Here is a 21,779-nt window from a genome sequence, read left to right as displayed (position 1 = left end):
GCGACTGTGGAAAACAGCGTGATTTTTGAGTATTCCCGTTTGGGCCCGGAGGTGCGGTTGGTTGACAAACTGGTGTTCGGGCGCTATTGCGTTGACAAAACCGGGGCGGCGATCGATTTGCAAGCGGCGGCGCTCGATTGGCTGATTACTGACGCGCGTCAAGTTTTACCAACTCACCACGGAGAAGAGCGGCTGGCGATCGCACAAATTCTCGGCAATGCTGAATAATCAGTCATTAGTCATTAGTCATTAGTCATTAGTCATTAGTTCTTGGTTATTAGTCATTAGTTCTTGGTTATTTGTTATTGGTAGTGACTCAAAAACCATTAGCCAATACTAACAACCAACTAATAACTAATAACTAATGACTTGACTAATAACTAATGATTAACAACTAATGACTGAGGACTAATAACTAATGACTAACTAAGACTGAAGATAAGTATATTTGCCGAGACTCCGTTCGTAATTTTGCAGCAAAAGTTGGGCTTCAGAGAGAGTGATTTTCTTTTGCTGCAAAGCTGCTTCTGTCTGACGGCGGATACTTTCAATCAAGCTTTCTGAATCGTACTGTACGTAGCTGAGGACCTCTTTCATAGTGTCTCCTTTCACAACGTGTTCGATATGATAGCCAGAAGGCGTTAGCTGAATGTGAACTGTATTTACATCGCCGAATAAGTTGTGAAGGTTGCCCATAATTTCTTGATAAGCACCTCCCAAAAATAGCGCTAAGTAGTAAGGTTCTCCGGGTTTGAGAGTATGCAGTTCCAAAACCGACTTGACATCTCGCAAATCGATAAATTGGTCGATTTTGCCGTCGCTGTCGCAGGTTATATCGGCTAAAATACCGCGCGCAGTAGGTTCTTCGTCGAGTCGGTTAAGGGGCATAATTGGGAACAGTTGATTGATTGCCCAACTGTCTGGTACTGACTGGAAAACAGATAGGTTGATGTAATAAATGGACGCCATCACCTTTTCTAGGTCTTCCAAATCGTCCGAGACGTATTCTTTTTGCCGCGCGATCGCCTGTATTTTATCGCAGCAAGCCCAGTACAACTGTTCGGTTTTGGCCCGTTCCGCAATTCCCAAATAGCCTAAGTTAAATAAACTGACTGCTTCTTCCTTGAATTGGATCGCATCGTGATAGACTTCTTGGTAATTTTCTGGTGTGATTGATTGGTAAATTTCGTAGAGATTGCGCGGAATAAGATGCGCGTTTTCGTCTACTGGTTCTGGTACTTCTCTGGGGACATCGCTAGTACCGAGCACGTCAAAAACTAAAACTGATTGGTGAGATGCGATCGCCCGCCCGCTTTCGCTGATGATAATCGGTACAGGAATTTTCCGCTCGTCGCAGGCATCTTTCACTCCGGCTACTACGTCGTTTGCGTAGTTTTGCATATTGTAGTTTTTGGAAGTGTGGAAATTTGTTTTAGAGCCGTCGTAGTCAACGCCGAGCCCGCCGCCTACGTCCAAGTAGTTCATATTAGCTCCCAATTTAGCTAATTCTACATAAATGTGGCTGGCTTCTCGGATGGCATCTTTGATGACGCTAATTGAGGAAATTTGAGAGCCGATGTGGAAGTGCAGCAACTGCAAACAGTCGAGCATTCCTGCTTTTTCTAGTTCGCCGACGGCGCGGATAATTTCTGGAATTGTCAAGCCAAATTTTGCCCGATCGCCCGTGGAACCTCCCCAGCGGCCAACGCCTTTGGTAGTGAGTTTGGCTCGCACTCCCAAAACAGGCTTAATTTTTAATGCAATGCTGGCGGCAATTGCGAGTTCTACTTCCTCAATTTGCTCCAGCACAATCACGGAAGTTTGCCCCAGCCGCTGCGCCAAAATTGCGGTTTCTATGTATTCGCGGTCTTTGTAACCGTTGCAAATCAACAAAGCGCCAGGGGTTTTCAAAGTCGCCAAAGCGATCATTAATTCTGGTTTTGAGCCGGCTTCGAGTCCGAAGTGATGGGGTTGACCGAAACGCACCAAATCTTGAATTAACTGTCGGTGCTGGTTGCATTTGACTGGAAAGACGCCGCGATAGACATTTTTGTAACTGTAGCGAGCGATGGCTCTGGCAAAACAGGAATTTAAGCGATCGATCCGATCTTCCAAAATATCGGAAAATCGAATCAGCAGGGGCAAAGCCAAATTGCGCTGTTTGAGCGATTCAACCAGTTCGTACAAGTCGAGGGAACCGCCGCGATCGCCCTTGGGAGACACTGTAACGTGACCGGCGGCATTGATCGAAAAATATGGTTCGCCCCAGCCTTGAATGCGGTACAGTTTCTCGCTATCTTCTATTGTCCAAGATTTTTGGGTAACTGCATCGGCTACCAAAGCACTGTGTGATGGAGTTAAATTTGTGATTGTTGGCGGCTGAGTCGATAGCGGCTCGGTATCGGAGGAAGCAGCGGTGGCTGGGGAACTCATTTTCTCGGAAACCTCGAAATGACTGGTCAAATAGATAGTTTATCGCAGATATTGGGTTTCCTGATGCAGATGAAAATCCAGTTTGGGTGCAAGGCCGGACGATTTTCGCATTAGACCTCTTGCCTCAGTCCTTTTAATCAAATTTTGGGACGGGCTCGCGTGCCCATCCCACAAGAAAAAAAGATTTTTGTGGGACGTTGCTCTGAGCATCGTCCTAACTATTTTTGCAAGAAGTCTATTGAAGATTTGAGATTTAACTCCACAGATAGATGCCAGCCGCGATCGAACTAAAATCTCAACCGCGAGATCGATCGCTCAATTCCAAATCTAAAATCTAAAATCTAAAATCTAAAATCCTGCAGGACTGAGCCCCGGCCAAAAGTGCTGTCGGGCGATCGGTCGCCCGACACACTCTAGCCAAAAATCACCTCCGGCGGTGCCATATCAGCCCCCACAATCAGCCCCCCGTGACTGTTAGACATCTTCAAACCCGGCGGTCGAGGCGCTTTTTCTTGGCTCTTCTGAGCCGGTGCAACTGAGGCCGGCGGTGTCACCTGCGGTTCGGGTACTGCATTGGCTCCGGGTATCACTGGTTGCTGCGACAGCCAGCCCACACCCCCGATCGCCCCTGCCATCAAAGCGGTGTAGCCGAGGTACAAATGCACCGGACGCATTTGAAAGCCGTCGGCTGAATCCGAGTCGGAAACAGACAAATACGTGTTAGTCATTATTGGAGTCGGAGCGGGTTTGGGCAAAGCATTCGCCATAGCGGTGCCGTCGAGTCCCAAGGCGTCGCCCAGACGGAGGATAAAACCTCTAACGTAAATATCCTGGGGCAGTTTCTCGATTTCCCCATTTTCGATCGATTCAATGTGGTGCAGCGGGACGAGAGTTTGACTGTGGAGTTGCTGGAGGGATAGCGATCGAATTTGTCGCCCCTGGCGCAATTCTCTACCCAACTCGCGCAGAGACTCTTCTCGCTGTTGGACTGCTATTGCTGCTTCTTCTTCCTTGGTGGGTTTTTTCGGCTTCTTGGGAAAACCGAACCCAGGAAAGGATTTTGCAGGGGCGATGACTGTTGCGGGTGCAGCCGACTCAACTTGAATTTCCTCTTTGGGCGCTGGTTGCTCTTCTTCTGAAGAGTTATTTTCTCGATCGTCATTTTCCGTCTCAGACTCGGTTGCCGTGGGCGCTTCCACAGAAGCGCTGCGCCAATAGAACACGGGAGGAGGTACTGACGCATCTAATTCTCTAACAGATGAGGGCGCGGGAATTGGCTCGGCGAAAGTCTCTGGGGCGACTTGGATTTCGGTTTTGTTTGGTTTGCCAAACCTGTCAAATGCCAGCTTGACGGCTTCTCTGCTAACGGCTCTAATTAAAATTTCGGCTGCAGAGGCGGCTGAGCCCAACATGGTTTGCAAGCTAGCTAGAGCGTGGCTGTAGGTGTCGCTGCAGAGGAGTTCAGCTTCTATTTGACCGAGGACAGAACGAAAACTTTCTTGAGAAATTTCCATAGTTGCCGGATCTGTCACCCCAAAATAAGCCTCGGGTTTCAGTGCCATGATGTTTGTGTTGTCTCGCTAGAAGGTATCTGAGTAAGTTCTTCGATAGCTTGGCATTGATTCCGGAGCGTCCGAGGCTAGTGGGGGAGAGCCCGCCAGAGGGGCAGAGCAAGAATTCCCGATTCCCGATTCCCGATTCCCGATTGCAGTTTTCTATTGCTTGTAGATGCGATCGAGCAACCACAGAGCCCCGATAATTCCCACAAAGTGGGCAACCGTAGCGTGAGTATTGGCGAGTACCACAAATATGTCTAAAGGCTGAATAAATCTGCTGACATCGATTGCGGCCCCGAACAAAGCTTGGGGCTGAGCCAGAGATTTTGCTAACAGGGTGCCGCTGATGGCTTCTGCGCCGATCAGCGTCAGCAGCATTCCTGACAAGTTGGCGATCAGTGTCAACTGCACCTGTTTGATCGTGTCTGCTTTTTTGGGGCGGACAGCGCCTGCGGGCGATCGCAGTTGTCTCGACAAGCGGGTGAAACTCCAAGCGCGATATACGCTGTAACAAAGAACTGCCAGCCCGCAAATTGCAAAAAATACGCCGCCACCGGTGCCGGCACTGGTTGAGCCGCCAGCGACGGTGGCCCTAGGGACGGCGAAGGGGATGGCAAAGAGCAAAATGATCGCCGCTACCACCGCTAGCACTAGCTGCACCCAGAAGCAAATCCAGCCTGCTGTGCGGAGGGCAAAGGCAACTCGCTGTACGGCTGCCGGAAGCTTGTCGGTATCTAACTGATTAGTCATATTTTGAGCGGATATAATTAAGTGGCTTTAGTTGGCAGCAGTTTTTTGAGCGCGGACGGTCGATCGGCCCAAAAACGGAACTGTCTGTCCCCCCGACGCTCTTGAGGGTGGAGCCTCAAATTTTCGGCTCTGGTTCGGGTTCCCTGATTCAATGCTGCAAGCAAATCTTGAATGCAAAAATCTTGAATGCGAAAATCGACGCTTCGGCGGTTAACCATCTTTATAATGGAAGCAGAAATGTTTAAGATTTGTAACTGACATTCGATTTCACATTAGAACAGCGTCGATCGCAAGGTACTCAAGCAATGACACAACTACAACCCACCGTCACTCCCAAACTGGAACAACCAAAGTTTGGCTTTAACAGCTACGCGGAACGCCTCAACGGTCGAGCCGCGATGATCGGTTTTTCCCTAACTTTAATTATCGAGTATGTCACAGGCCAGGGGTTGCTGGCCTGGTTGGGCCTCACCTAATTTTAGCAATGGCGGGGTCAGCCGATGATTTTCTGAAGATTTGAGCTTTGAGATTTAGTCTGCAGATTTATCCGGGAACCCGAACCAGAGTCGAAAATTTGGGGATTTATCCTCAAGAGCGTCAGGGATGCGGTACTCGTTTTTGGATGGGTAGAACCTGACGCTGGGCCTTTACTTTCGGCGCAGCGAGTTTTACATCTGCCGATCGCGACAAATTCGGGAATTGATTAGAATATTAATTAGACCTCTCCAATCATTATTGTGGAGCCCGCAAGCGAGCGGGTTCGCTTGCTGGCTGTTATCAGGAGAAGTCTGTTAGAAACAAGCCCTGCGACTTCTGTGTCGAGAGAGAGCGGCGGACAAAATGCAAGAGCTGGCTTTGGGAGCTGTATTTCGGGTGAAATCTTGATTTGACAAGCTTGGCAATTTGGCTTCGCTCCCGTACAATTCCCCACAGGCGAGAAGATTAATTTAGGTGAAGCTAGTATCAAAGCTAGAAATCCCGATCGCACCGCCGACTCTAAATTTTAGAGATTGTAAATAAATATAGAACAGAGTAAAACCAAATGAATGCTTCGTGGACGCGACTTTTGAGGTCTGCTTACCGTAGAGAGCCTATTACCAGCTTTGTTGTGACAGTGGGCGTTGTCGATGCAGCTATCGGCAGCATTGGCGCAAGCGGTTCTTTATTGGCTTTTGGACTCGGTACTGCTGGGTTGGCGATCGCTCTGCGCTGGTGGCAAATTTACCGCTCTGGAGCCGAACAACCCGCCCCTGCTCCGGAATACTATCTGCCTCCGGTGTCTTCTCGACCTCAGTTACCCGTGCTCAACAAGGTGTCTAAGAAAAATCCTCCTTATTAAGATTACCGGGCAATGCCGACTGGGTGAAGTGGCGATCGACTCGCCGACGAACTAAGGCAATATAAAGATAGAGCCAGAAAAATCTTTTCCTCATCGATGCTTTGAGGTTTGGTTTATGAATATTTCTGTTGCCGAAAAACTGTACAAAATTGGCTCCGTAGCTGCCTGTAGCGGTTTGTCGGTGAAAACTGTTCGCTATTATGAGGAAATGGGTTTGCTGTCTCCGGCGGTGGAGCGATCGCCCGCTGGTTATCGGTTGTTTGGCGAGGCAGTATTCAACAGGTTGGCGTTTATCAAACGATCTAAAACTCTGGGTTTGAGCCTTCAGGAAATTAAGGATATTTTACAAGTTCGCGATCGGGGAGAGCTGCCTTGTTCGGAAGCGAAGCAGCATCTAACTTTGAAGGTAGAGGCAATTTCCGGGCAAATTGCAGAGTTAGAAACTTTGAAAAGGGAGTTGCAAGCTATTCTCAACTGCTGGGAAGAGCAACCCTCGCGCGATCGCATTACTACCACGATTTGTCCCAACATTCAGCGGGATTGAGCAACAGTCGAAAAATACAAAAAAGGGAAGGAATAATGGGTTTCCTTCCCTCGGTTGTTTTGTTGGTGATTTAGTCGATCGCTTTGAGCTTTTAACTTTTTTCGCAGAGTTTGCTGTTGTTTTTTGAGCTGTCGAGCCCTGGCAGATCCGCCTTTACCCTTGGAGTTTCTACCCTCGCTGCGGGGAGACTCCCAACTTTTTAGTCTCATGTTTTTATTTTGTTGCACTACTTCTATAATACACCGCCACAATTTCACTGTCAAGTATTTTCTACTCGTTACCAGGAAGAGCCTGGTAACGCTTCTGGGGCGAGGAAGAGCCTCCATTTTCGCCGGAGGCTCTTCAAAAGTGACATCGATTCCTAGGCTCTTAGCCTCTCAACCAGTTATTGAAAATGATGCGAGGATTGCTATATAATACACCGCCACAATTTCACGGTCAAGTATTTTTTAAACAGATATTTGCTAGTGTCGATCGTTGACCGATTGGACTTGCTACTTGCTATAACGATGCTGCACAAACACCCGGAAGCCTGACGGTGCGAGTTGCATACCCTGCAATTAAAGTTGTTTCCGTGCAATTATTACTCGAAATATTCCGCCGGAATTTCAGCATCTGTAAAAATTGGTAGTGTTTCCCACATTTTCACCCATTCCGGCAATTGCGCTACTTTTTTTAGCTGAAGCGACATTTCTATTAAAGAAAATTCTAAATTATAAAAATCTTGAATAATTTCAGCTTTCAAAAAGATTTCATCTTGAGTTAAATCGGGAGCATTAGTCGCGATCGCAATGGTGTTACCCTGGTCTAAATTGAACAAATAAACCTGTGAAAATACAGTTTGAAGTGTTTTCACCGCCGCCGCATTAAACTTTTGCTTGTGAAACAAATTGACAACTACAGCACCCGCGCTTGACAAACGAGTTTTGCAGAGTTGGTAAAATTCTTGTGTCACCAACTTATAAGGCATATAGCCGCTACCAAAACCAGCATCCACAATAATTATATCATTTTTTACGGTAGCATTTTGTTCGGCAAGATATTCGCGACCATCTTGAATCGCGACTTTTAATTTGTCGTTTAATTGAATTCCAAAAAACTTTTGAGCAATTTCGACTGCTGCGGGATCGATATCTGTACATTCGACTATCGCGTCGGGGAAATAGTGGTGAAAATAGTTGGGAATGCTGCCACCGCCAAAACCGATTACATATATTTTTTTGGGTGAATTTTTCCAGATTAATGCTAGCAAGATTGCTCTGGCATAGGGAAAGATTAATTGAAGTGGATTGTTGAGGTCTAGGATTGATTGAGCTACATTTGTGGTTAAGGTTTCTGTGTCTGCTAAAAGCAGGAGCAGGAATGATTTAATTTTTTTGACTGCTATCCAGTTTTCGCCGGAAATTTGTTGAAACAAAATGCCGTCTGGTTGTTGCTGAAGCCAATTGATTTGTTGGCGAATAACTGATAATTTGCTATTTTGCCGATCGCCTAAATAATCACTCATATTATTTGATATTGGGAAAATGCTGAGGAGTCTAATGATTGGGAGCCGACGTGACGTACAGTTTTTTTTAGGAGCTGGTATTGGGAGCATCTCATATTTGCAAAAACACTTCTTTTAACTCCTTGTTTCTTCCTCTTTCCTCCTGTCTCCTGTCTCCTGTCTCCTGTCTCCAATTTTGGGCTTGGCGGCTTTTCGACAGAGATGCTCCCCTGGTATTAAATCTCAAATTTCATCACTTCAAACCCAATAATAGCGAGATTCCGACGATCGCCCCAACGACCCCCAAAACAGCCCGAAAGCTGACTTTTTCGCCTGCTACCACGGCTAAAGGCAGTACAAATAGGGGACTGGCAGAACTGAGCGTTTGAGCGATGGCTGCGGGCGCATACTTCAGCGAAGTTTGTTGCAGGAAAATTCCGAGATAGGTTCCTAAAAAAGCTGCTAAAATTATTGCACCTAATATTTTTGGCGCTTTTAATTGTTTGCAAGTCCCAAGGTTTGTGGGGTTTAAAAAGCATAGCATGACTGCCATTCCCCCGCTCAAACGCAAGGCCGCTGTCCACAAGGGATCGATATCTATTTGATTGAAGGCGGCGCGGGATAAAATAGCTCCGGTGGCGTGGGCTGTTTGTCCTAATAAACTAATGCCTAATCCCAGCCAAAGCTGTTTTGATGGTAAGGTGGTTTCGGCTGTTCGTTCGGCAATTACCCAAGCTACGCCGCAGATTGTTAAAAGTATGCCCGTACAAGCAATTGGTGATAGGTTTTCTTGCAAAAATATCAAACCGAATAAAGCTGTTAAAGGGGGAGATAGGGTTTCTAAAAGCAGCGTTCGCCTCGCACCTAAATATTTTAAGACGATAAAGAATGCGGTGTCTCCGATGCCAATTCCTAGGGCGCCGCTGATGAGCAGCATTGCTAAAATATTGGAGTTGACTGCGGGTAAGGGTTTGCCTAAAATTAGTATAGTGGCAAGGAGCATGAAAAGGGCGATCGAGCCTTTGAGCAAGTTGAGCACCACTGCGGGGATTTGCTGTCCGACTCGCTGCCAAATTGTGGAAGATAAAGCCCAGACAAATGCAGCGCCTAAAGCCGCGATTTCACCCATAAAATTTTTTGATTTTTGATTGTTGATTGTTGATTTTTGATTGTTAAGAGGGCGGGCACTCTTGGCACCGCCCCTACTGACTGTTGACTGTTAACTGTTGACTGTTAACTGTTAACTGTTAACTGTTGACTGTTGTCATTAGTTACCAATGCCCAATTCCCAATTCCCAATTCCCAATTCCCAATTCCCAATTCCCAATTCCCAATTCCCAATTCCCCATGCCCCATGCCCCATGCCCCATGCCCAACATAAATTAGGGTTCCAGACTTATCATCTGAAACCCTATATTTATTAAGCTTTTTTATTAGTGGGCAGGGAGAGAATCGAACTCTCATACCTTTCGGTGTCAGATTTTGAGTCTGATGCGTCTACCAATTTCGCCACCCGCCCTTTTTATTGGCTTCACCATGATAACAGGCCGATCGATTTTTGTCAAGCAAAGATTCATAATCTTTTGAACTTGCCCAGCGATCGATCTCTCTGGCGCGCAATACTGGTACAGGATGGGACAACTGAGACGTTTGAGCTTGTTTGAGCATTTCCCCCAGTTCCGTGCTGCTGAGGTCATCGTAGGCTCGCGCCTGGGCCAAAAACGCATCGACATTCAGTTTCGGTGCTAGCGTCGGCGAACCTCCGGCCAGTTTCATCAACACAGATGCTACCACTCTTGGGTCTTGGGTGGCGAGCAAGGCGGCGCGATCGCACGTAAATTCAGCGCACCGCAACCATTCCAACATTTGCACCTGCAAACCTTGGGCGAGTACGGTTCCCAGAGGCGAAATTTGACCCGCGGCCAATACAATTAAATTAGCCAGAGTCAGGTAAACTCCGTGCTCGCATTTCAAATGCCCCAACTCGTGAGCGATTACTGCTTTAACTTCTTCGTCTGTGAGCAAATCAATCAGCGAAGTGTGCATCACCACAAAAGGCTGCCTTCCCCGCATCGCAAAAGTGTAAGCATTCGGCATCGGATGCTGGCGGACATAAAGCTGCGGCACTTCCAAATCTAGAGTTTTGCAGGCGTCCAACAGCAATTGATGCAGGTGGGGCAATTGATTTTCGCCGACTTGGACGCTGGAAGCGAGATTTTCGAGCCTGAAAAACTGTTCGCCGAGTTGTCCCAGCAACTGCCGCACGATCAAATCTAGTCCGGGCAGTTGTTTGAGAGAGTTGGTGGCTTCCAAGTCCAGCGGGTGCCGAAACTGGTCTGCTTTTAAACCTATGAGCGGTACGTTCAAAATCTTATTCCTGAGTCATTAGTCAACAGTCATTAGTCCTGAGTCATTAGTCAGCAGTCATTAGTCCTGAGTCAGCTTGCCCGAAAGCCGATTCTTGGGTGGTCATTGCTCATTAAAAAAGATTGATATTTTTCTTCTTCCTAATGACTAATGACTGCTGACTAATGACTGCTGACTAATGACTGATGACTAATTAACAGTTTAAACCCGATCGCCCGGTAATGACAGGAACCTGAACATTAGCAGCGTCTGTGCCCTCTTTGACGCGCCGCAAGTTAGCTCCCAATTTTTGCAGCTTCACCTCTAACTGCTCGTAGCCGCGGTCTAAATGCTGCAAGCTGCTGATTGTGGTGACACCATCTGCCGCCAGTCCTGCTAGCACCAAAGCAGCCGAAGCCCGCAAATCTGTGGCTATCACCGGCGCTCCCGACAGCCTCGCAACTCCCCGCACCACGGCGACATTGCCTTTGACGCGAATGTCCGCGCCCATGCGGTTGAGTTCTGCTACGTGGCGCAAGCGGTTCTCAAACACTGTTTCTTTGATGATGCTGTCTCCTTCGCTCAGCGTCAGCAAAGCCATAAACTGAGCTTGCATATCCGTGGGGAAACCAGGATAAGGCAAAGTTTCGATGTCTGTGGCGGTGTGAGTTTTGCCGGGAACTATTCGCAAAATGTCGGGGGATTCTACAATCATTTTTGCCCCCACTGTCTGCAATTTGGCAATCACTGCGGTCAGGTGGTCGGGAATGACCGGCGACAAACTGATTTCTGAGTGGGTGATGGCTCCTGCGATTAAAAATGTTCCGGCTTCGATGCGATCGGGAATAATTGAATAGTCTACCGCGTGCAGTCTCGGAACTCCCGAAATGACGATCGTATTTGTACCTGCGCCTTGAATTTTGGCTCCCATCGCGCGACAGAAATTTGCCAAATCGATGACTTCCGGCTCTTGAGCGGCATTTTCAATGACGGTTTCCCCTTCGGCCAGAGTCGCCGCCATCATCAAAGTTTCCGTTGCGCCGACGCTGGGGTAGTCCAAATAAATTTTGGCTCCTTTAAGACGGCGGTTGGGCCCTTTGACGTAAGCGTGAACAGTACCGTGGTCGATGTGGACTTCAGCGCCTAGGGCTTGCAGGCCGCGGACGTGGAGTTCCACGGGCCGCGCGCCGATGGCGCAACCTCCGGGTAAAGGCACTTTAGCAAATCCCAAACGCGCTAGCAGCGGGCCGATGATGAAAAAGCTCGCCCGCAGTTGGCTGACTAATTCGTAGGGAGCTTGAGCGTCTATGAGGTGGCTGGCGTTGATGTCTAAAACGTCGCCATTTTGCTCTAATTTGACTCCTACAGCCGAGAGAATTTGCCCCATACGGGCGACATCGGCGAGACCGGGAACGTTGCGGAGGCGGCAATCGTCTGGGCACAGCAGGGTTCCAGCCATTACGACTAAGGCTGAGTTTTTGGCACCGCTGATTTTGACGTGTCCTTTCAGGGGCTGGCGACCCCAAATTTGTAATACTTCTTCGTCGCTTTCGGGTGAAGTTGACAGGTTAGACGAGTTCTGAGCTGGTGTAATGGGTTTGCCCTCCATAGTATGCGCTTCGTTACTTTATACATTATTAATTTTGGTTTCGATTTTACCGGAAAGTTTTTATATGTCTAGGGGGTATGTGAACAATTTTAGGGCTGAAATTTACTAAATGCTTTTAGAGCAAGGCTTTCAGGCTCGATCGCCCAAATGGTGGGTGGCGATTTGTTTGAGTTTAATTTAATGTATCGAAATTTTTAGTACAGGACAAAAACTGAATAGCTTTCAATAGCTGGGCTGTAGGCTGTTTTTAGTTAAACATGGCTTCTGGAATACAATCACATCCGACCCGGAAAACACTCTTGGCTTTGCGTCCGTAATGGAACCGAGGCGTAAAGCCTCCACAGACTGTGCGAGCGATCGCAATTCTGTCAATCATTAGACAAGATTGCAAAAATAACTAGGATGGGCAGGAGAGCCCGTCCAATAAATTTATAAAAAGGACTTTTGCAATCTTGTCTATGCTGTGGATGGCGATTATTACCTGTGGAGGTCTAATTGCCTAGGTCTAAGCGCTAAAAAAGTATAATGTCGAATGTGGGCATTCCCAGACGGAGACTCAACCCCAATCCCTTCTCTGTTTTCATCTCCAGTCACAAACGGCTCGCGTTCAATGGACGAAGTAATCTACAAGTCTAATTTCCACTTAGGAGAATAATACACATGAAAACGCAAAAGCAATCTCAAGTTCCCAAACAAAAACCTGCTGACGATCGCGCAGAGTCTCGGCTACCGATTCGGACTTCTGATGACTGGGAGAAACCGACGATCGAGGAACTCGATTTGTGCTTAGAAGTGACCGCTTACGTCTATCACTGGTAGTCATAGTCGATCGACTTTGCGATACTACCCGATGCGATCGACCGCGATTTTTCAAGGCTTTCAACTTTTTGGATTGCTGAATGAATGTTCATGGCAAACAATAATATGCGGAATACGAGAGACTTCATAGTTACCTGGATTGAACGAGTGATTCAGTCGGCTGGGAGTATGGTGGTCGGAATTGCGATCGCCAGTTGTTCTTTGACCCCAGCAAACACGGCGCCTTCAACTGAGGCGAGTCGTTCTGTTGAGGCGACACCTGCTCAAGTGGCATCTGTGAGTGAGGCAACTCAGGGATTTCGGAAAACTACGATCGCCAAGGGTTTAGAACGTCCTTGGAGCATGGCATGGCTACCCGATGGGGCGATGCTGATTACCGAAAAGGCGGGACGCTTGCGTATTCTGCGAAATGGGGTGTTAGATCCGACTCCGATCGCCGGCGTGCCTGAAGTTTTGTCAGCGGGTCAGGGTGGACTGATGGAGATTTCGATTCATCCTCAGTTTGCCAAGAATCGGTTGGTTTATTTGACCTATTCGCACGGGACGACCGATGCGAATCGGACTAGAGTTGCCCGAGCAACGTTTGATGGCAAAGCTTTACGCGATTTGCGGGCGATCTTTGAAGTATCTCAAGTAAAATCGGGTGCTCAGCATTTTGGATCGCGTATTCTCTGGCTCCCGGATGGAACTATGTTGGTGGCGATCGGCGATGGCGGCAATCCGCCCATCCAGTTGGAAGGCGCTCTGATTCGGAAGCAGGCGCAAAATCTGCGGAGTCATCTGGGCAAGATTGTGCGGCTGAATGACGATGGTTCGGTGCCGCGTGATAACCCGTTTGTGGGTAAGGAGAATGCCGATCCGGCAGTCTGGAGTTACGGGCATCGCAATATTCAGGGATTGGCTTTCGATCCAACTTCTCAAGGAATTTGGGTGACGGAACATGGAGCGCGAGGGGGAGACGAATTGAATTTTGTGCAAGCGAGTCAGAATTTTGGCTGGCCCATCGTGACGCACAGTCAGGAGTATACTGGCGGAGAGATTTCGCAGGAGCGATCGCGTCCCGGCACGATCGATCCAAAAGTGGTTTGGACACCCGCAACGGCTCCATCGGGTTTGGCGGTTTATCAGGGCGATCGGTTCCCGGCGTGGAAAGGCGATCTGTTTGCGGGGGGATTGGTGACCCAGGATGTGCGCCGGATCGATCTCGATGCAGCAGGGAATGTGCGGGGTCAGCAGCCGATTTTGATCGGGGAACGGGTGCGGGATGTGCGCCAAGGCCCGGACGGATTGTTGTACATTCTGACGGATGAATCGAATGGACAATTGCTGCGGCTGGAACCGAGTTGAGGATAGTTATCACCAAATAAGAGGGGTTTGAAGCCCTTACTCAGGTCGGCAGATTGTGATAAGAACGGAGTTTAAATCTCGGTTCCGATCGCTTCGCTGTCAACTGTCAACTGTCAACTGTCAACTGTTTAAAGATGTTAATCAGAATTTTGGGTGCGGCAGCGGGAGGCGGTTTTCCGCAATGGAATTGTCTGTGTCAAAGCTGCGAAACGAGTCGAGCCGGAAAGGCGGCAGGCTTAACTCAATCGTCAATCGCGATTCGATCGCAGAGTGGTGATTGGTTTTTGATCAATGCTTCGCCTGATGTGCGGCTGCAAATTGAGCAAATGCGATCGCAACAGTGTTTTGTGGAAACAGGCCAACGATCGCTGCCCTTTACTAGCATTATTCTGACTGATGCTGAAATCGATCACACCACTGGGTTAATGCTATTGCGAGAGTCATCCCAACCGTTAAAAATTTATGCTTCTGCTAGCGTTAAACAGGCTTTGACCACCGGATATCCATTGTTTGCGACCTTACAAAATTATTGTGGTGTGGAATGGTTGCCTTTAGATGTGGGCAAGTCGATCGCGATTGCATCCGAGCTAGAGATTGAAGCCTTTGCGCTCTCGACCAAACCGCCGAAGTATATGCAGAGTGAACCGGGATCGCAGGAGATTTGGGGCGTTGGCTTGACGATCCGCGATCGCAACACTAATGGCGTCTTGACCTATGCACCGGGATTAGGCGCGATCGATCAGTCCCTGCAACGCCGATTTGAGGCGAGTGATTGTATTTTGATTGATGGAACGTTTTGGACGAATGATGAATTACCTGCTTTGGGAATTGGAGGGCGATCGGCACTTCAAATGGGACATTTACCTTTGTCGGGAGCAGGGGGAAGCTTAGAGCAACTTGCTCAACTAAAAACAGCGCGCCAGATTTTTGTTCACATTAACAATACCAATCCCATTCTGATTCCTGATTCTCTTGAGCGGCAGACAGTTGAAAGTCAGGGGATTGAAATTGGCTGGGATGGATTGATGTTTACTTTATAGCAATCCTTGCAGGAGTCGTAAATTTTTCACCCCACCCCAACCCTCCCCTTAGTAAGGGGAGGGAGTAAGAAGTTCACAAATGATTTAGGATCGCTATATATCAATACGGTTTACTTAAGACAGATCCCCCCTAACCCCCCTTGAAAAAGGGGAGTAGGGGGTGGGACAAGAATGCTCTCTTTCGTCCCCCTTCTTCCCCCCTTGGGGGGGGCAGGGGGGGTGGGGATGCGAGGGGGATCTCCGGGGCATAAATAGTGTTAAGTGAACCGTATTGCGCTATATATAGGAAACATAATGAGATTAACTTCGGAACAGGAAACACTGGAATTAAAGCCCTGGACGCGGGCAGAATTTGAGAACGCGCTGCGTCAGCAACATCGTCGCTATCATCATCTTCATCCTTTTCATCAACGAATGAATGCGGGTGAACTGACTCCAGAAGAAGTTCGGCTTTGGGCGATCAATCGCTTTTATTATCAACGAAGTATTCCCCTGAAGGATGCGGCGATTTTGTCGAATTGTCCCGATCGCGAAGTGCGACGCGAATGGATTCAACGGATTATTGACCATGATGGTCAAGTGGCTGGATCGGGCGGAATTGAAGCGTGGTTGCGATTGGGTGAGTCCGTCGGTTTATCGCGCGAGCAACTGTTGAACGATCGCCACGTATTGCCGGGTGTGCGATATGCAGTGGATGCTTACGTGAATTTTTGCAAGACTAAACCTTGGATTGAATCGATCGCCTCTTCGTTAACGGAGTTGTTTGGCCCAGATGCGATTCGCGATCGATTGGTGGCTTTAGAGCAGTATTATCCGTGGATCGATCCGAGCGGATTTGAGTATTTTCGAGTGCGCTTACATCAAGCCCCTCAAGATGCTCGTTACGCCTTGAATTTGGTTTTGGAACATTGCCGCACTGTTGAGAGCCAACAGAAGGCTGTTCAGGCATTAATCTTTAAGTGCGATTTGTTGTGGAGTCAGCTTGAAGCGATCGACCGGGGAGATACTCGTCCGGGGTTGGGATCGTGAATGGGCACAGTTGTCCTCAATTAGCCTGTGGGGTGCGGTTGTTTTGGGATGAGGTGCGACAACAGCATTTTTTATTGTTTCCAGAAGGAGCTATTAAGCTGAATCGGTCGGCTTTGGCAATTTTAGAGCGTTGCGATCGACACCATACGATCGATCAAATTATTACAGAATTAGCGCTCCAATTTCCTCACGCCAACATTGACTCTGATGTTTACCAACTGATTGCTAAAATCACGCAACGAGGACTTCTAAACGATGCTATGCCATGATGACTTTCCTAAACCATTCAGCCTTGTCGCAGAATTAACTTATCGTTGTCCGCTACGTTGTCCTTATTGTTCCAATCCTCTGAATTGGCATGGGGATGCTTATCGTCAAGAACTTGCGACGGAAGATTGGCTGCGAGTGATTCAGGAAGCTCGACAGTTGGGCGTTTTGCAATTGGGTTTAACGGGCGGAGAACCACTACTGCGAAATGATTTGGAAATATTTGTCGAAAAAGCGGCAGAGCTAGGGCTGTACACGACGTTAGTCACGGCTGGAACGCTGTTAACAACTGAGCGAGCGACCAAATTACGAGAGGTGGGCTTAGATCATATTCAAATTAGTATTCAAGATAGTCGAGCGATCGAGTCCGATCGCATTGCTGGAGTGCGATCGTTTGAGCAAAAAATTGCGGCGGCGAAACTGGTAAAGGAATTAGGATTTCCGTTGACGTTGAATTTTGTGTTGCATCGGCATAATCTCGATCGCATTGAGGAGATGTTAGCACTGGCCCAGACGTTGAGTGCCGATCGCGTGGAGTTGGCGAACACGCAATATTACGGTTGGGCACTGCATAATCAGGCGGCTTTGTTACCGACTCGCGCCCAATTGGCTGATGCTGAAATAGTGGTGCGGGCGGCGCAAGAACGCGGCAAAATTCCGATGGGTATTCTCTATGTGGTGCCGGATTACTATGCTGACTATCCCAAGCCTTGTATGAGCGGTTGGGGCAGTCGGACGTTGATTGTGACACCAAACGGTGAGGGTTTACCCTGTCAAGCTGCTATGGCGATTCCTGGCCTAGAGTTTGGCAATGTTCGCGATCGGGCTTTAGAGTGGATTTGGTTTGAATCGGCTGGGATGAATCGGTTTCGCGGCACGAGTTGGATGCCGGAACCTTGTCAAAGTTGCGATCGCCAAACGGTAGATTGGGGTGGGTGCCGCTGTCAGGCATTTTTATTAACTCAGGATGCAAGCGCCACCGATCCGGTGTGTCATCTTTCGCCGAATCACGATCGCATCCAATCAATTTTGGATCGGTTACCTGTGCAAGCTGAACAGTTTGTATACCGCGATCGCGATGAAGTGGACATTGGCTAGCTAGTGCTGAGCGAGATGATTGGCCTCAGATGTGGTCAATTGAAAGGTACACAAGTCTTTTTTCTATTTTTGAGGAGTTCGATCGGCAATGCCGGAAAGTTCACATTATTGTCGATCGCCCCAATGCCTGTGTTACCCTGTGACAACAACCTAGAGCCAAAGCTAGTCCTAGCACATGGTTCACATTAAGCGGATCGAACTAACTAACTTTAAATCTTTTGGCGGCACAACGTCCATTCCCGTGCTGCCCGGTTTTACTGTAGTTTCCGGGCCCAACGGTTCTGGGAAGTCCAATATCCTCGATGCTTTGCTGTTTTGTCTGGGACTTTCGACTTCTAAGGGAATGCGGGCCGAACGTTTGCCCGATTTGGTGAACACGGCTCAAAACAAGCGCGGTACGATCGAAGCTAGCGTGACTGCGACTTTTGCGCTGGAAGATGTGGGCGATGAATGGTTCGCGCGGGATGAAGATGAGGATGGGGAAGAAAATGCAGCGGATGATTTGTCGGTTGAAGCAGCAGAAGTCGAAACCGTTGAAATCGCCGCAACTCAAAACAACAGCGGACAATTTTCTGCTGCTAATCCAGAATCGCCGGAGTTGAATGTTGCAGAAGTTGCAGAAATTCGAGATAACCACGAACAATCCTCTGCTGTTAATCCCAAATCCTCCGATGATTTATCGGTTGAAGAAATCCAAGAAATAGAAATTGCAGCAACTCAAGACAACAACGGACAACTGCTCGCCAACAATCGCAAATCCCCAATCCCAAATCCCAAATCCGATGAGTGGAGCGTGACGCGCAAACTGCGAGTAACTCGCCAAGGTACTTACACTTCAACTTATTACATTAACGGCGCACCTTGCACGCTGACTCAACTGCACGAACAACTCAACCGCTTGCGAATTTATCCCGAAGGTTATAACGTCGTCTTGCAAGGAGATGTTACCAGCATTATTTCGATGAATTCCAAGGAACGCCGAGAAATTATTGACGAACTTGCAGGAGTGGCTCAGTTCGATCGCAAAATCTCTCTAGCTAGGCAGAAGTTGGATGAAGTTAAGGAAGTGGAAGAACGCAGCCAAATTGTGGAAAAAGAGCTGATTTCTCAGCGAGAGAGACTCGCTTCCGACCGCACAAAAGCGGAAAAATATCAAAAGTTGCGGGCGGAATTTCAAGAAAAGTCGCAGTGGGAAATTGTCCTGAAATTCCAACAGTTGCAAAAGCAAGAATGGAAACTGCGGGAACAAATCGAATCGGGCGATCGCAGTGTAGCTTCTCTCACCGAACAACTGCAAGCAATCAGCACCCAAATTCAAGAATCAACCGCCGCACTCGATGCGCTGAACGCGCGGGTTAAAGCTTTGGGAGAATCGGAACTGTTGGCTTTGCAAGCAAGTATTGCGACTGGGGAAGCCCAGCGGCGGCAACTGCAAAACCGCCAACAGGATTTGGAAACAACTGCTGGGCAAATGGCGGCAAACATAGCACAAACTGAGGAAGAAGTTCGGCAATTTCGGCAAAGTTTGGAGCAAATTGAGATTGAAATATCTTATGTTAAGTCTCAGCAGGGGAGTTTTCAGGAACAGCGGGACGCAGCCCAGCAAAGTTTAGATGAAAGTCGGGAAGTTGCAAGTGCGATCGCCTCGACAGCAGAAGCTTGGGTGCAGCAGCAAACGGAACTGCACCGCCAAATTGAAACAATTCAACAAACTTTGGAACCGCAGCGTACAGAACAAGCTACTATTGGCGAAAGAGCCGATCGCCTGCAAGGTCAAATTCAAGAACAAAACCAATCGCTGCAACTATTGGAACAGGAAATTGCAGGCAAAAAAAATCAGCAATCCCTACTTGTGGAAACCAAAAATCTGGCATCTTTGCAAGTAGAATCGCTGAATCAGATTTTAGTTGAATCAGAACAAGAATTGCAACTGCAACAGGAAACTCAAACTCGCTTGCTGGAAGAACAGCGCGAAAGACAGCGCAAGTTAGACAAGCTAGAAGTGCAGTTTCAAGCACTACAAGAAGCGACAGGCACGTTTACTGCAAAAATTATCGCGCAAAGCGGAATTGGCGGAGTTTGCGGCTTGGTGGCTCAACTGGGCAGGGTGGAGCCGCGCTTTCAGTTGGCGCTGGAAATTGCTGCGGGCGGGCGCATGGGAAATATGGTGGTGGAAAATGACAGTGTGGGGGCTGCGGCGATCGAATTGTTGAAGCAAAAACGGGCGGGAAGAATGACGTTTTTGCCTTTGAATAAGATTCGAGGCGGCAGGTTTTCGGTGAATGAAAATTTGCGGCGCGCGGCGGGGTTTGTGGATGCGGCGGTGAATTTGATTGATTGCGATGCGCGCTATCAAGAAATTTTTGCTTATGTTTTTGGCAGTACGGTTGTGTTTAGCAATCTCACTGATGCCCGCCGCTATTTGGGACAGTACCGGATTGTTACTTTGGATGGGGAAATTCTGGAAACTAGCGGGGCGATGACTGGGGGAAGTTCTACTAATCGATCTACTTTGCATTTTGGCACGGTTGAGGTTAGCGAGGCTGCTAGTGAAGCCCGGACAATCGCTGCTTTGCAAGAACGTCTAGAGGAAATTGAGCGGATTTTGGAACGGTGCAAAATGGCGATTGACGGCGCTGCTGTTGCTGTAAAAACTCGCAGCCAAGAATTGATGGAGGCGAAACAGAATTTGCGCGAAAATCAGTTGCGGTGGGAACAGTTGGATGCGGAAATTAAGAAGCTGCAAGCGCAGCAGGAACAAGTGCGATCGCAAATTGCTAAAAATACTCAGGAATTAACTGATTCGCAGTCGAGATTGCAGTTGCTGGAGGGAGAATTGCCGGCGCAAGAAACTCAATTGCAGCAGTACCGCCAAACTTTGGCGCAGTTGGAAGAGTCCAACAGTCACAGCGAATGGCAGCAAATGCAGTCGGGTTTGCGCGCTTTGGAAGCGCAACTGCAAGAGCGAGAATTGGCTCTCAGAACCGCCCAGCAGCGCCTTGTAGACTTGGAAAATCAATTCGGGCGCTTGGAAGAGAAAATTAAGGAAGGCGGCGAGAAATTGCAGGAATGGCAGGTGCAGCAAAATTCGGGGGCGGATGCGATCGCTGCTATTGTTTCGCAGCAGTTGGAACTCGATCGCCAAATTGCGGAAGCTAAGGCTGCTTTGGCTCAAATTGAGGAAAAGTTGGGGGTGGAAAAGGGCGATCGCGATCGGGCAGAATCTCAACTGCGAGAGCAGCATTTAGCCAAACAGCAGTTGCAGTGGCAGTTGCAAAAACTCCACGAAACCCAGCAAGAACGCCGGGAACAATTAGCTGCAGTCCGCACTCTACTGGAAGCGCAGCGGGCGGAAATGCCCGACCCGGTGCCGTCGATTCCCGAAAATGTCGAGAAAGCTAATTTGACTGAATTGCAGCAGGAAGTAAAGGCGATCGCCAAACGCATTCAAGCCCTAGAACCTGTGAATATGCTAGCCCTCTCAGAGTACAACCGCACTCAAGAACGCCTCCAAGAATTGAGTCAAAAGTTGACGACATTGGCCGGAGAACGCACTGAACTGCTGTTGAGAATTGAAAACTTTACCACGCTGAGGCGGCGCGCTTTTAAAGAAGCTTTTGACGCGGTTAACGAAAACTTCCAGACTATCTTTGCGGAACTTTCCGAAGGGGACGGGTATCTTCAGCTAGATGACCAGGAAGACCCCTTCAGCAGCGGTTTGAATTTGGTCGCTCACCCGAAGGGGAAACCGGTACAGCGGCTGGCTTCTATGTCGGGAGGCGAAAAGTCGCTGACGGCGCTGAGTTTTATTTTTGCGCTACAACGCTACCGCCCGTCTACGTTCTACGCTTTTGATGAGGTGGATATGTTTCTGGATGGGGCAAATGTGGAGCGATTAGCTAGAATGATAAAACGACAGTCCGAACAAGCCCAGTTTATTGTTGTGAGTTTGCGGCGACCTATGATTCAATCAGCAGAGCGTACAATTGGTGTTACTCAAGCGCGGGGAGCTTATACTCAAGTCATCGGACTTAAGTTGTAGTCCCGGTGTCTCTGTTGATGACGGTGTTCAGTGATATATATACTTGTTGACACTCCTCGACTATCAGGTACGAG

General features: G+C 48.4%; 19 protein-coding genes, 1 tRNA gene and 1 pseudogene. 11 read left to right on the top strand and 10 right to left on the bottom strand.

Features of this window, described 5'->3' with window-relative positions:
- A pseudogene (locus tag WBA89_RS24770) lies at positions 1 to 228 on the top strand (NDP-sugar synthase); the annotation flags it as partial.
- Positions 229 to 426: 198 nt separating this feature from the next.
- Here the strand turns inward: WBA89_RS24770 and speA are convergent.
- The 4 genes from speA to WBA89_RS24750 form a co-directional block, all read right to left on the bottom strand.
- A complete protein-coding gene (speA, locus tag WBA89_RS24765; protein ID WP_424410163.1) occupies positions 427 to 2,433 on the bottom strand; it encodes a biosynthetic arginine decarboxylase in 2,007 nt (668 codons plus the stop codon).
- Between the two features lie 413 nt (positions 2,434 to 2,846).
- Entirely contained in the window at positions 2,847 to 3,995 is a 1,149-nt protein-coding gene (locus WBA89_RS24760; protein ID WP_424410161.1) for a helix-turn-helix domain-containing protein, read from the bottom strand.
- A gap of 153 nt (positions 3,996 to 4,148) precedes the next feature.
- Positions 4,149 to 4,739 carry a DUF3611 family protein gene (locus WBA89_RS24755; RefSeq protein WP_424410160.1) on the bottom strand — a complete coding sequence of 197 codons (591 nt, stop codon included), beginning with the start codon at positions 4,737 to 4,739 and terminating at the stop codon, positions 4,149 to 4,151.
- Between the two features lie 17 nt (positions 4,740 to 4,756).
- On the bottom strand, positions 4,757 to 4,957 hold the full coding sequence (locus WBA89_RS24750) for a hypothetical protein (protein ID WP_424410159.1): 201 nt from the start codon (positions 4,955 to 4,957) through the stop codon (positions 4,757 to 4,759).
- A gap of 87 nt (positions 4,958 to 5,044) precedes the next feature.
- Between WBA89_RS24750 and WBA89_RS24745 the strand changes: the two genes are divergently transcribed.
- The 3 genes from WBA89_RS24745 (at position 5,045) to WBA89_RS24735 (ending at position 6,622) form a co-directional block, all read left to right on the top strand.
- Positions 5,045 to 5,215 (top strand): hypothetical protein, encoded by a 171-nt coding sequence (locus tag WBA89_RS24745; RefSeq protein WP_424410157.1) that lies wholly within the window; start codon positions 5,045 to 5,047, stop codon positions 5,213 to 5,215.
- 566 nt (positions 5,216 to 5,781) lie between these two features.
- Positions 5,782 to 6,078 (top strand): hypothetical protein, encoded by a 297-nt coding sequence (locus WBA89_RS24740; protein ID WP_424410155.1) that lies wholly within the window; start codon positions 5,782 to 5,784, stop codon positions 6,076 to 6,078.
- 115 nt (positions 6,079 to 6,193) lie between these two features.
- The gene (locus WBA89_RS24735) at positions 6,194 to 6,622 is read left to right on the top strand and encodes a heavy metal-responsive transcriptional regulator (RefSeq protein WP_424410153.1); all 429 of its coding nucleotides are present in this window, start codon (positions 6,194 to 6,196) and stop codon (positions 6,620 to 6,622) included.
- Positions 6,623 to 7,205: 583 nt separating this feature from the next.
- On the opposite strand, the gene WBA89_RS24730 is transcribed toward WBA89_RS24735, so the two are convergent.
- The 6 genes from WBA89_RS24730 to murA all read right to left on the bottom strand — a co-directional run bounded on the left by WBA89_RS24730 (position 7,206) and on the right by murA (position 12,063).
- Positions 7,206 to 8,129, bottom strand: coding sequence for a spermidine synthase (locus tag WBA89_RS24730; protein ID WP_424410152.1), 924 nt, complete (start codon positions 8,127 to 8,129; stop codon positions 7,206 to 7,208).
- A gap of 232 nt (positions 8,130 to 8,361) precedes the next feature.
- Positions 8,362 to 9,237, bottom strand: coding sequence for a DMT family transporter (locus WBA89_RS24725; RefSeq protein ID WP_424410151.1), 876 nt, complete (start codon positions 9,235 to 9,237; stop codon positions 8,362 to 8,364).
- 104 nt (positions 9,238 to 9,341) lie between these two features.
- Positions 9,342 to 9,464, bottom strand: coding sequence for a hypothetical protein (locus WBA89_RS24720; RefSeq protein WP_424410150.1), 123 nt, complete (start codon positions 9,462 to 9,464; stop codon positions 9,342 to 9,344).
- Positions 9,465 to 9,545: 81 nt separating this feature from the next.
- A tRNA-Leu gene (locus WBA89_RS24715) sits at positions 9,546 to 9,627 on the bottom strand.
- Entirely contained in the window at positions 9,606 to 10,478 is an 873-nt protein-coding gene (locus WBA89_RS24710) for a M48 family metallopeptidase (RefSeq protein ID WP_424410165.1), read from the bottom strand. The genes WBA89_RS24715 and WBA89_RS24710 overlap by 22 nt, the downstream gene beginning before the upstream one ends.
- 190 nt (positions 10,479 to 10,668) lie before the next feature.
- A complete protein-coding gene (gene murA / locus WBA89_RS24705) occupies positions 10,669 to 12,063 on the bottom strand; it encodes a UDP-N-acetylglucosamine 1-carboxyvinyltransferase (protein WP_424410149.1) in 1,395 nt (464 codons plus the stop codon).
- Between the two features lie 660 nt (positions 12,064 to 12,723).
- On the opposite strand from murA, the gene pqqA reads away from it, so the two are divergent.
- From pqqA to smc, 7 genes are all read left to right on the top strand, one after another.
- A complete protein-coding gene (pqqA, locus tag WBA89_RS24700; RefSeq protein WP_424410148.1) occupies positions 12,724 to 12,882 on the top strand; it encodes a pyrroloquinoline quinone precursor peptide PqqA in 159 nt (52 codons plus the stop codon).
- Between the two features lie 90 nt (positions 12,883 to 12,972).
- Positions 12,973 to 14,229 (top strand): PQQ-dependent sugar dehydrogenase, encoded by a 1,257-nt coding sequence (locus WBA89_RS24695; protein WP_424410147.1) that lies wholly within the window; start codon positions 12,973 to 12,975, stop codon positions 14,227 to 14,229.
- A gap of 134 nt (positions 14,230 to 14,363) precedes the next feature.
- Positions 14,364 to 15,269: a pyrroloquinoline quinone biosynthesis protein PqqB gene (gene pqqB, locus WBA89_RS24690; protein ID WP_424410145.1), complete on the top strand. Its 906-nt coding sequence runs from the start codon at positions 14,364 to 14,366 to the stop codon at positions 15,267 to 15,269.
- Positions 15,270 to 15,563: 294 nt separating this feature from the next.
- On the top strand, positions 15,564 to 16,298 hold the full coding sequence (gene pqqC, locus WBA89_RS24685; protein WP_424410144.1) for a pyrroloquinoline-quinone synthase PqqC: 735 nt from the start codon (positions 15,564 to 15,566) through the stop codon (positions 16,296 to 16,298).
- Positions 16,295 to 16,567, top strand: coding sequence for a pyrroloquinoline quinone biosynthesis peptide chaperone PqqD (gene pqqD, locus WBA89_RS24680; protein WP_424410142.1), 273 nt, complete (start codon positions 16,295 to 16,297; stop codon positions 16,565 to 16,567). Before pqqC ends, pqqD begins: the two co-directional genes overlap by 4 nt.
- A complete protein-coding gene (gene pqqE, locus WBA89_RS24675) occupies positions 16,554 to 17,663 on the top strand; it encodes a pyrroloquinoline quinone biosynthesis protein PqqE (protein ID WP_424410141.1) in 1,110 nt (369 codons plus the stop codon). The genes pqqD and pqqE overlap by 14 nt, the downstream gene beginning before the upstream one ends.
- A gap of 175 nt (positions 17,664 to 17,838) precedes the next feature.
- Entirely contained in the window at positions 17,839 to 21,705 is a 3,867-nt protein-coding gene (gene smc / locus WBA89_RS24670; protein ID WP_424410139.1) for a chromosome segregation protein SMC, read from the top strand.
- Positions 21,706 to 21,779: the final 74 nt, after the last annotated feature.

This window comes from Microcoleus sp., from assembly GCF_049646505.1.
In the GTDB taxonomy this organism is placed as follows: domain Bacteria; phylum Cyanobacteriota; class Cyanobacteriia; order Cyanobacteriales; family Microcoleaceae; genus Microcoleus.
Note: the sequence above shows the minus strand (reverse complement) of the source record. Positions and strands in the feature narration are given on the sequence as shown.